9 protein-coding genes are annotated in these 8,709 nt (G+C 69.9%); 4 read left to right on the top strand and 5 right to left on the bottom strand.

Annotation, left to right across the window (positions count from 1 at the left end):
* Positions 1-53 precede the first annotated feature (53 nt).
* Entirely contained in the window at positions 54-467 is a 414-nt protein-coding gene (locus KBY86_RS11510) for a DUF6439 family protein (protein ID WP_094513134.1), read from the bottom strand.
* A gap of 9 nt (positions 468-476) precedes the next feature.
* Between KBY86_RS11510 and KBY86_RS11515 the strand changes: the two genes are divergently transcribed.
* Complete coding sequence (locus tag KBY86_RS11515) at positions 477-764, top strand: hypothetical protein (RefSeq protein ID WP_094513133.1); 288 nt, start codon at positions 477-479, stop codon at positions 762-764.
* A gap of 9 nt (positions 765-773) precedes the next feature.
* Here the strand turns inward: KBY86_RS11515 and KBY86_RS11520 are convergent, their stop codons facing one another.
* Together KBY86_RS11520 and KBY86_RS11525 are read right to left on the bottom strand one after the other, a co-directional pair.
* Positions 774-1,850 carry a class I SAM-dependent methyltransferase gene (locus KBY86_RS11520; protein WP_094513476.1) on the bottom strand — a complete coding sequence of 359 codons (1,077 nt, stop codon included), beginning with the start codon at positions 1,848-1,850 and terminating at the stop codon, positions 774-776.
* A 108-nt stretch (positions 1,851-1,958) separates the two neighbouring features.
* A complete protein-coding gene (locus KBY86_RS11525; protein WP_255141155.1) occupies positions 1,959-3,242 on the bottom strand; it encodes a hypothetical protein in 1,284 nt (427 codons plus the stop codon).
* 200 nt (positions 3,243-3,442) lie between these two features.
* Between KBY86_RS11525 and KBY86_RS11530 the strand changes: the two genes are divergently transcribed.
* A complete protein-coding gene (locus KBY86_RS11530) occupies positions 3,443-3,961 on the top strand; it encodes an allophycocyanin subunit beta (RefSeq protein ID WP_094513131.1) in 519 nt (172 codons plus the stop codon).
* A 109-nt stretch (positions 3,962-4,070) separates the two neighbouring features.
* Positions 4,071-5,240: an alanine--glyoxylate aminotransferase family protein gene (locus KBY86_RS11535; protein WP_255141156.1), complete on the top strand. Its 1,170-nt coding sequence runs from the start codon at positions 4,071-4,073 to the stop codon at positions 5,238-5,240.
* On the opposite strand, the gene KBY86_RS11540 is transcribed toward KBY86_RS11535, so the two are convergent.
* Positions 5,170-5,700, bottom strand: a complete 531-nt coding sequence (locus tag KBY86_RS11540; protein WP_399221456.1) for a nucleoside deaminase — start codon at positions 5,698-5,700, stop codon at positions 5,170-5,172. The two genes, KBY86_RS11535 and KBY86_RS11540, sit on opposite strands and share 71 nt — an antisense overlap.
* 68 nt (positions 5,701-5,768) lie before the next feature.
* On the opposite strand from KBY86_RS11540, the gene KBY86_RS11545 reads away from it, so the two are divergent.
* Positions 5,769-7,241 carry a pyridoxal phosphate-dependent decarboxylase family protein gene (locus tag KBY86_RS11545; RefSeq protein WP_399221458.1) on the top strand — a complete coding sequence of 491 codons (1,473 nt, stop codon included), beginning with the start codon at positions 5,769-5,771 and terminating at the stop codon, positions 7,239-7,241.
* Positions 7,242-7,321: 80 nt separating this feature from the next.
* On the opposite strand, the gene KBY86_RS11550 is transcribed toward KBY86_RS11545, so the two are convergent.
* On the bottom strand, positions 7,322-8,709 hold a 1,388-nt coding region (locus KBY86_RS11550), incomplete at its 5' end, for a YcjF family protein (protein WP_255141158.1).

An 8,709-nucleotide genomic window follows, 5' to 3' on the forward strand; every position in this document is an offset into this window, starting at 1 on the left:
CCTGAGGATCACTGCCTGCGGATCGCTGCCGGATCAACACGACCGGATGATCCCTACCGGGAGCCGTGCCCATGGCTCGGGCAGCCGGGGTCGCTTCGCTCCCCTTTCAGCCAGCCCAGGCCGTGCTCCAGCAAGGCGATCGCCTCTGCATGGGCGACAGGGTCGCGGCGGTGGGCCGGACTGGCCTCGCTGAGCAGATGCACCAGCGCCGAGGCGATCTGCTCGGCCGCGCGCCTGGGCTTCTGGCTCTTGTGCGCATGCCAGTCGCGGCCATCGATCACCAGCAGACGCTGCAGCTGCTCGGCCAGCTCACGGCTGCCCGGCGGCCATCCGGTTGCGGGGCCAGTGCCGGAGGAGGGCTCTGTGCTGGTGGCGGGGTTGGTGCCGGTGCCGGTGGAGGGGCCGGTGGAGAGGGCAGAGCTGCCGGAGGGCATCGGCACTGGACGAAACCAAGGGGAGGGATCCATCCTGGCGGCATGACCAGCGGTTTGACCCCTCGCAGCCGTCCCTCCAGTCGCCAGGCGGGGGGATGGCTGCACAGCCTCTCACGCATGCTGGCAGTGGCCGCCCGGGCCGAGCGGCTCAAGCCGGACGACAACAGCAGCGGCGCCCGGCGCCTGCGCCAGCGGCTTGAACTGGGCCAACGCCTGCTCGACCCGCTGCCCAAGGCCTTGCGCACCTCCAACTGGCAGGAGGAAGTGGTGTGGAAAGCCCTGCGCTGGGGGGGAGCCGGAATGCTGCTGGCACTGTGGTTGAAGCGCTGAGCAGCCGTCTCAGGCCGTCACCGCTGCCTCGCGAGGGCGTGTGGCGCACCAGACCCGGGTCATGAAATGCGTCTGGGCCGTGACCGCCTCGAAACCGGCCTGTTGCAGCCGGGCCTCGATGTCGTCGCCCACGTAATCGCGGTAATAGGGCTCGTGGAACACACGGCGGAAGTTCTCCATCGCTGCAGAGAACTGGGGCGAGTCGGCCAGCTGGATCGAGTCGGCCAGCAGTAGGACCCCTCCCGGCTCGAGCACCTTGAAGCAGGCGTTGATCACGTTCTGCCGCGCCTCGGCGGGAAGTTCATGGAGCAGGAACACGCAGGTGACGGCCTGGAAGGAGCCATCGGCGAACGGAAGGGCCTCAGCATTGCCCTGCACCAGCTGGGGCAGCTCACCCGGCAGCTGGCTCAGGCAGCGGTTGGCTTCACGGAGATAGGCGGCCGAGAGGTCGAGGCCCACCAGCTGCACCCCGGGCAGGGCCCCGCGCAGCTGGCGCAGGGTGCGGCCCGTGCCGGCGGCCACATCAAGCACCCGCAGCTGACCCGGACGACGATCGGCGAAGGCCCGCAGGCCCCGCTGAAGCGGCGCCAGCAGACGGCGACGCATCGGATCGGCGGTGCCGTTGAACAGGATCTCCACCTGCAGGTCGTAGAGCGCGGCGGAGTGGTCGCTCAGGTAACCGTCGGTCTGGTGGTGGAAGTTCTGCAGGTAATAGCCGGGGTAGTTCTCCGGCTCCACATCCCGCGGCAGGTCGCGGACATTGCGCTGGCTGCGCCGGCTCCAGATGTTGGGCAGGTCGAGCCAGACCAAGGGGTAGCGGGTGGCCCAGTCAAGCCAGGGGGCATCGAACAACAGCGAGGCGGGATACACCCCCCGCTCCGCTTCCTGCCAGTCGAGTTCCAGCAAGCGGTCCATGGAGGCGCGCAGCTGGTTGAGCATCTCCGGTGGCACCGGTACGGTCTTCGGGCCCCCGTCGGCGGCCAGCAGCTGCCCCAGACGGGTGCTCAGCTCCTTGTGCGCCACTCCCACCAAGCTCTTGCCTTGCTGGAGGGTCTGGTACGCGAGCTTGCTCACGGCATCGGGCATGGCGGCGCGGGAACATCCCTTCACATCGGCTTCATTCCAGCGGATCGCCGCGGAGGTCGCGAGCCCCACGCGCCCGAATCTTCCGGCGAAACCGGTCCGATCGCGGGCTCAGACCGACCGGAACGGCTCCCCTTGAGGTGGGGCCAGCGGCAGTCGCCGCCGCTGTCGCTCGATCCAGAAGGCAATCCAGGCACTGCTGAACACGTCACCCTCCAGCAGGAAGGCATGGTCCGTGGCCAGAGCCTCCAGCGCGGCGAGCGGGTGCGTGGGCAGCGGCGGGAACGGGTCTGGCTGGGCCTCCGCCGGCGGATGGGAGGGATCGAGCACCTGGATCCCGCCGGGATCGATCTGGCGGCGGATGCCATCGAGGCCCGCCAGCAGCAGGGCGCTCCAGGAGACGTAGGGATTGGCAGCGGCCTCAATGGCCACGAACGCCAGTCGCTGGCTGGCCGGCGTGGGCCGGGCCACCGGCAGACCTACCACGGTGCTGCCAACCCCTGGCGCGTAGGCCCGGCGCAGTGGCGCAGCGCTGCCTGCGCCCCCCCAACCGCCATCGATCGACGCACCGGTGCCGGTGAGGGCAAGCAGGGCCGGGGCATGCAGCAACAGCCCACCGATGTACCAGCGGGCCGTCTGGGAGAGATCGGCGCGGGTGCCTTCGCCGTAGAACAACGGCAGACGGGCCTTGCGAAGGCTCTGGCTCACCGGCAGGCAGCCGGCCGCCTCCGCCGGCCGCTCCGCCGCCACCAGGGCCGCTGACAGTCCGCAACAGGCGGCCAGATGATGGGCGGTGTAGCCGAGCCGCATCAGGCCATCGGCAGCGGGAAGCAGCTCCGCGGCCTGCAGGGGGGCAGGCGTGCCCAGCAGCGAGAGCAGTTCGCTGCGGAAGGCCAGCGACCGCTCCGGCAACGCTGCTGCCTGTCCGTGCTCCCCCAGGGGGATGCGGCCGGCGGAGCGTTCACCGGCGCCACGCAGCAGCAGATGCGGAGCCACCTGGAACAGGGCCGTGTCCGCCAGGCCAGAGCTGGCCAGCGCCTCGGTGGCGCGGCTGGCCAGCGAGCGGGCGCAGCCGGGATGGCCATCGGAGCGGCAGCGCATCCAGCCGAACAGGCTGAGCGGTGCGGTGGGGAGGAACGGATCACGCCAGGCACTGGCGGCATCGAGCACCACCGCCGCTTCCTGCAGATCCCCTGCCGCGAGCGACTCCCCGCCGAAGCCAGCGGCGGGCAGGGCTGCAACGGACACACCTTCGCTGAAACCGGACGGCTGGATCAGCTCGGCGGCCACGGTGAGGTGATGCCAGCGGCCGGACAGGTCGCAGAGGCCGAGATCGACCCGTTCAATCGCCTGATCGCGCAGCCGGCGCAGGACGTCATCGACGGTCAGAGCCATGGGCGAAGGGGAAGGAAGAGGAGCGCAAGTGGGGACCAGCAGACCAGCATGACCCCGGCCCCCGTAGGGCCGGCGGGGCTGAAACAGGCCGAACGGCCTGCGTAACCGTTTCTGTCAGATTCGGCAGATCCCTCAGCTGGACAGGGTTCTGGGCATTTCACAGTGCTAGCTTCCAGCCCAGGTGCGTCGATTTCAACGTCATGCGCGATGCCATCACCGGTCTGATCGGCCGGTATGACCAGCTGGGGCGCTATTTCGATCGGAACGCGATCGATCGCATCTCCGCCTACCTGGCGGAAGGCGAACAACGGCTCATGGCGGTGGAAATCATCAACCAGGGAGCCACCGACATCGTGCGGGAAGCCAGCCGGCGCCTGTTCGAGCAGGATCCCGAGCTGCTGCTGCCCGGCGGCAATGCCTACACCACCCGGCGCCTGGCGGCCTGCCTGCGGGACATGGACTATTTCCTGCGCTACGCCAGCTACGCCCTGATCGCCGACGACGCCACGATTCTCAACGAGCGGGTGTTGAACGGTCTCGACGACACCTACAAGAGCCTGGGAGTTCCCACGGGCCCCACGGTGCGCAGCATCACGCTGCTGGCCGATGTGGTGATGGAGCGGCTGGCCGAAGCCGGTTTTGATCCGGCTCCGCTCGTGCGGGTCCCCTTCGATCACATGGCCCGTGGCCTGTCTGCGCTCGACGTGCGCTGCCGCTGAATCCGCTCCAAGCCGTGTCTGCCCAGGGCCAGCTCTGGCCTCTGGGTAGGCTGCAACCCACTTCTTCGACGCCCTGCTGGCCTTGGTCACACAGTCTTCCGATCTCCCGGTGAACGATCGTCATCGGCTCCCCCTGGAACCGATCGCCACCCCCGATCGCCTGCTGCTGGGCCCAGGGCCGTCGAATGCCCATCCCACGGTGCTGGCTGCGCTGGCACGCACACCGATCGGTCACCTCGATCCGATCTACATCGAGCTGATGGGCGAGGTGCAGGAACTGCTGCGTTACGCCTGGCAGACCGACAACCGCCTCACCATCCCGATGAGCGGCACCGGCAGTGCCGCCATGGAAGCCACCCTGGCCAACACCATCGAACCGGGTGACAAGGTTCTCGTGGCCGTGAAGGGCTATTTCGGCCTGCGGCTCGTCGACATGGCCCAGCGCTACCGCGCTGAGGTGGTCACGATCGAGCGCCCCTGGGGGGAAGCCTTCAGCCTCGAAGAGCTCGAAGCGGCGATGGCGCTCCACAAGCCGAAGACCCTGGCGCTTGTTCATGCCGAAACCTCCACCGGTGTGTGCCAGCCGATGGAAGGCATCGGCGATCTCTGCCGCCAACACGACTGCCTGCTGCTGCTCGATACGGTCACATCGCTCGGCGCCGTGCCGGTGCATCTCGACGCCTGGGGCGTGGATCTCGCCTACAGCTGCAGCCAGAAAGGGTTGAGCTGCCCTCCCGGCCTCGGTCCGTTCACCATGGGCCCTCGGGCTGAAGCCAAGCTGGCTGCCCGCAGCGGCAAGGTGCCCAACTGGTACCTGGATGTGTCACTGCTCAACCAGTACTGGGGGAGCAACCGGGTGTACCACCACACGGCACCGGTGAACATGAACTTCGGCATGCGCGAAGCGTTGCGCCTGCTGGCCGAGGAAGGCCTGGAGCACGCCTGGGCCCGCCATCGCAGCAACGCCGAGCGCCTCTGGAGCGGCCTGGAGCGGCTCGGCCTTGAGCTGCTTGTGCCACAGCCCCTGCGCCTGCCCACGCTCACCACGGTGCGCATTCCCGAGGGTGTGGATGGAAAGGCCTTCAGCCTCCATCTGCTCAACCGCCACGGCATCGAAGTGGGCGGCGGGCTCGGCGCGCTGGCCGGCTCGGTGTGGCGCATCGGCCTGATGGGCTACAACAGCCGCGCCGAAAACGTCGATCTGCTGCTCAATCTGCTGGAGACGGAGCTGCCGGCGTTCCAGTCGGGCCGCACGGCCGTCGCTGTCGCCGCTGCCTGAACCAATCCGCCAGGAGCAGGGTGGCCTGCACCTCCAGCAAGCCACCCTCCACCTCCATGCGGTGGTGAGCGCTCGGGTGCCGGGCCAGGTCCACGGTGCCACCCAACCCTCCGCGTTTGGCGTCTCCGGCGGCGAACAGCACCCGCCCCATACGGGCCTGCACCAGGGCGCCGGCGCACATCGGGCAGGGTTCGAGCGTCACGATCAAGCTGCAGTCGTTGAAACGCCAGCTGCCACGCATGGCCGCGGCCTGGCTCAACGCCACCAGCTCGGCATGGCCGAGCGGATCCTGATCCAGCTGGCGGCGGTTGCTGCCCCAGCCGAGGCAGCGCCCTTCCCCATCCAGCACCACCGCCGCCACAGGGATTTCTCCCCTGTCACCGGCGCGGCGGGCCTGGCGCAGCAACCGCTCCATCCACAGGCGCTGCTGGGCGGCAGGAACGGGCGGAGGGCTCAGCACAGCGCAGCGGTGGCCGGGTCGGGCACCCAGCGTGTCAGTGCCTCCATGCTGAGGGACGGCAAGGGAGAATGAAGCCCCTTCCTGCACCGCCGTTGGCCGTCACGCCACACCTGCACCAGGCGCTTGAGCCGTTGCCGTTCGCAGCGCCAGGGCAGGCCGATCCGCTGCTGGAAGCGTTTCTCAACGGGGCGGTGCAGCAGCTCTGCCAGTGGCTGGGCACAGCCACCAGCCGCCCGCCACTGCCCGGGCTGAGCCTGTTGCCGGAACTGGAGCCCCGCCGCCACGGCCTGGATGGCACCACGCTGCTGGCCGACCTGCAGGTGCTGATGGACGGGGCCTACAACCCCAACCACCCCGGCGCCCTGGCCCACCTCGATCCGCCGCCGCTCACCGCTTCGCTGGTGGGCGACCTCGTCTGCGCCGGCCTGAACAACAACCTGCTCTCCGAAGAGCTGTCCCCCTCACTCAGCCGCCTGGAGCGGGGCCTGTGCGGCTGGCTGGCCCGTCGCCTCGGGCTGGGAGACGCCGCTGGCGGCATCCCTGCCAGCGGCGGCAGCCTCAGCAACCTGATGGCGCTGGTCACGGCGCGCCAGAGCCGCGGCCTGCAGCACCGCCCAGACGTGGTGGTGCTGACCAGCACCGACGCCCATGTATCGCTCGACAAGGCGGTGCTGGTGATGGGACTGGCGCCTGAGGCCTTGCTGCGGCTGCCCACCGATGCAGAGGGACGGCTGGATCCGCAGCGGCTGGAGCAGGCGCTCACTGACCTGCAGCGGGCCGGCCGGCCCGTGCTGGCCGTGGTGGCCACCGCCGGCACCACGGTGCGCGGCGCCGTGGATCCGCTGGAGCCCCTGGCCGAGCTGTGCCAGCGCCATGGCCTCTGGCTGCACGTGGACGGGGCGATCGGTGGCGTGCTCGGCCTCAGCACCGTGCACTGCGGGGGTGTCGCAGGGCTGGGCCGGGCCGATTCGGTCACGTTGAACCCCCAGAAGCTGCTTGGGATCACCAAAACCTCTTCGCTGCTACTGCTGGCCGAGCCCGACGCCCTGCACCAGACCTTCGGCACCGGGCTTCCCTACATGGAACCCAGCTGGGGAGGCGCCCATGGCGGCGAGTGCGGGCTACAGGGAAGCCGCAGCGCTGAGATCCTCAAGCTCTGGCTTGGCCTGCGTCAGCTCGGGCTCGAGGGGATCGACCAGCTGGTGGGCGAGGCGATCGCCCGCCGCCAGCGGCTGGAGCAGCTGCTGCACGCCGCGGCCCCGGCCGGGGCCCTCAGCCTGGTGAGTGGCCCGTTGCACCTGCTGGCCTTCCGGCCCAGCGGCGCCGATGCCCAGGCCTGCGCCCAGTGGTCGCAGCAGTGCCGTGCGGCGCTGCTGGCGGAGGAGTTGATGCTGTCCCGGCCGCTGCATCAGGGCCACCATCACCTCAAAGCGGTGCTGGGCAACCCCCACACCCAGGGCGAACATCTGGAGCGGCTGGCCGCCGTGGTGGCCCGCTCGCTGCCCGTGCCTTCCGCGCTGCTGGTGCCTTCCCATGGCTGATTCCGACAAGCGCGGCCGCTGGGTGGCCATCCTCACCGGGGCGATCTCGATTCTGATCGGGGTGCTCTACCTCGGGCTGATCACGGTGCTCGACGCCCGCGGCCCCCTGCTTCCCCCTCCCCCCGAGGCCCTGGGCGTGGCGGCAGCTGGGGGTCCTTCCGCCGCTGCAACGGCTCCACCACCCGGTTGAAGGCCGCCTGCAGGAAGTCCTTGAGGGCCCCCTCGCGGCGGTTGAGGTCGTAGAGGCGGCGCACCACCTCCTGCATGCCGCCATCACCCCAGTCCTGCCCCTGCTCGAAGTAGGTGAGAAAGCTCTGACCGGCAATGCGGGTGAACCAGGCCGCACTCACCCCCTGCACCGCCTTGCTCACGATCAGCGCCGGCAGGTTGAGGGTGAGGGCGGAGCCGATCAGGGCCAGCCCGCCCTTGATCACGCCAAGACCGGCCAGCGTGCGCCCCACCGACAGGGCCAGATCCTGGCCGGCCTCCCGCGTGAGGGTGACGCCATAGACCTTGCCAAGCTCCACCACCATCTGGGCGTTCACCGCCGCGGTGCCAAGCAGATCCACCACGGGCAGGGGCGTCACCACGAGCACCCCGGCACCGATCCACATGTAGCGATCCACGATGCGTTCGCCGTCGCTGCGGCGCTGGGCGCTGAGCAGGGCCCGGCTGGCCTCGCTCAGCCGGCGGCTCTGCAACAGGATGTTGTCCGCCAGCAGCTCCTCACCGTCCTGATGCAGCACGGTGGCGATCCGTCGCAGCAGGGCATCGATCTCCGGCAGCGGCTGGTGCGGGCGGCCCCCGGGCAGCGGTACCGACTGGGGGGCGGCGCTGGCAGGCAGCACGTCCTCGTCGGCGAGGCGGCCGGAACAGCGGCGGCGCAGCAGCTCAAGCAGGCGGCGCTCCTCCTCCTGGCCGCGCAGATCGCACTTGTTGAGCACCAGCAACAGGCGCTTGCCGAGGCTGGCGAGCGCCTCGAACACCTCCAGTTCAGCGGCGCGCAGGTCGCCGTCGACCACGAAGAGCAGCAGATCGGCGCGGGCGGCCCGTTCCCGCGCCGTGATCTCCCGTTGGCGGCCATCACTGCCTGCTTCCAGAATGCCGGGGGTGTCCACCAGCCGCAGACCGCGGCGCAGTCCCTTGAGCCGCAGGCGGTAGACGCGGCAGTCGCCGGTGGAGCCCATCGCGGCACCCACCTCCCCCACCACTTCATCCAGCAGGGCACGGATCAGGGAGGTCTTGCCGGTGGAGCCGGTGCCGAACACCACCAGCTCGAGATCACCACGGGCCAGCTCCGCCTCCACCCGTTCCCGCTCCTGCCGCAACGCCACGCGCGCCACGTCGTCCCGGACCCGTTCGAGCACCTGATCGATCGCCTGCAGCTGCCGTTCGGCCGCCTCCTGGCGGTTGCCGGGCGCCACGGCCGGCGGTGGCGGCGCTGCCGGCGGGGGGCGGCGGCGACAGG

It is taken from the genome of Synechococcus sp. Lug-A (assembly GCF_024345655.1).
Lineage (GTDB): Bacteria > Cyanobacteriota > Cyanobacteriia > PCC-6307 > Cyanobiaceae > MW101C3.

Coding starts and splice junctions, on each gene's coding strand:
- KBY86_RS11510 (WP_094513134.1), bottom strand. CDS start 467: ATGGATCCCTCCCCTTGGTTTCGTCCAGTGCCGATGCCCTCCGGCAGC.
- KBY86_RS11515 (WP_094513133.1), top strand. CDS start 477: ATGACCAGCGGTTTGACCCCTCGCAGCCGTCCCTCCAGTCGCCAGGCG.
- KBY86_RS11520 (WP_094513476.1), bottom strand. CDS start 1,850: ATGCCCGATGCCGTGAGCAAGCTCGCGTACCAGACCCTCCAGCAAGGC.
- KBY86_RS11525 (WP_255141155.1), bottom strand. CDS start 3,242: ATGGCTCTGACCGTCGATGACGTCCTGCGCCGGCTGCGCGATCAGGCG.
- KBY86_RS11530 (WP_094513131.1), top strand. CDS start 3,443: ATGCGCGATGCCATCACCGGTCTGATCGGCCGGTATGACCAGCTGGGG.
- KBY86_RS11545 (WP_399221458.1), top strand. CDS start 5,769: ATGAAGCCCCTTCCTGCACCGCCGTTGGCCGTCACGCCACACCTGCAC.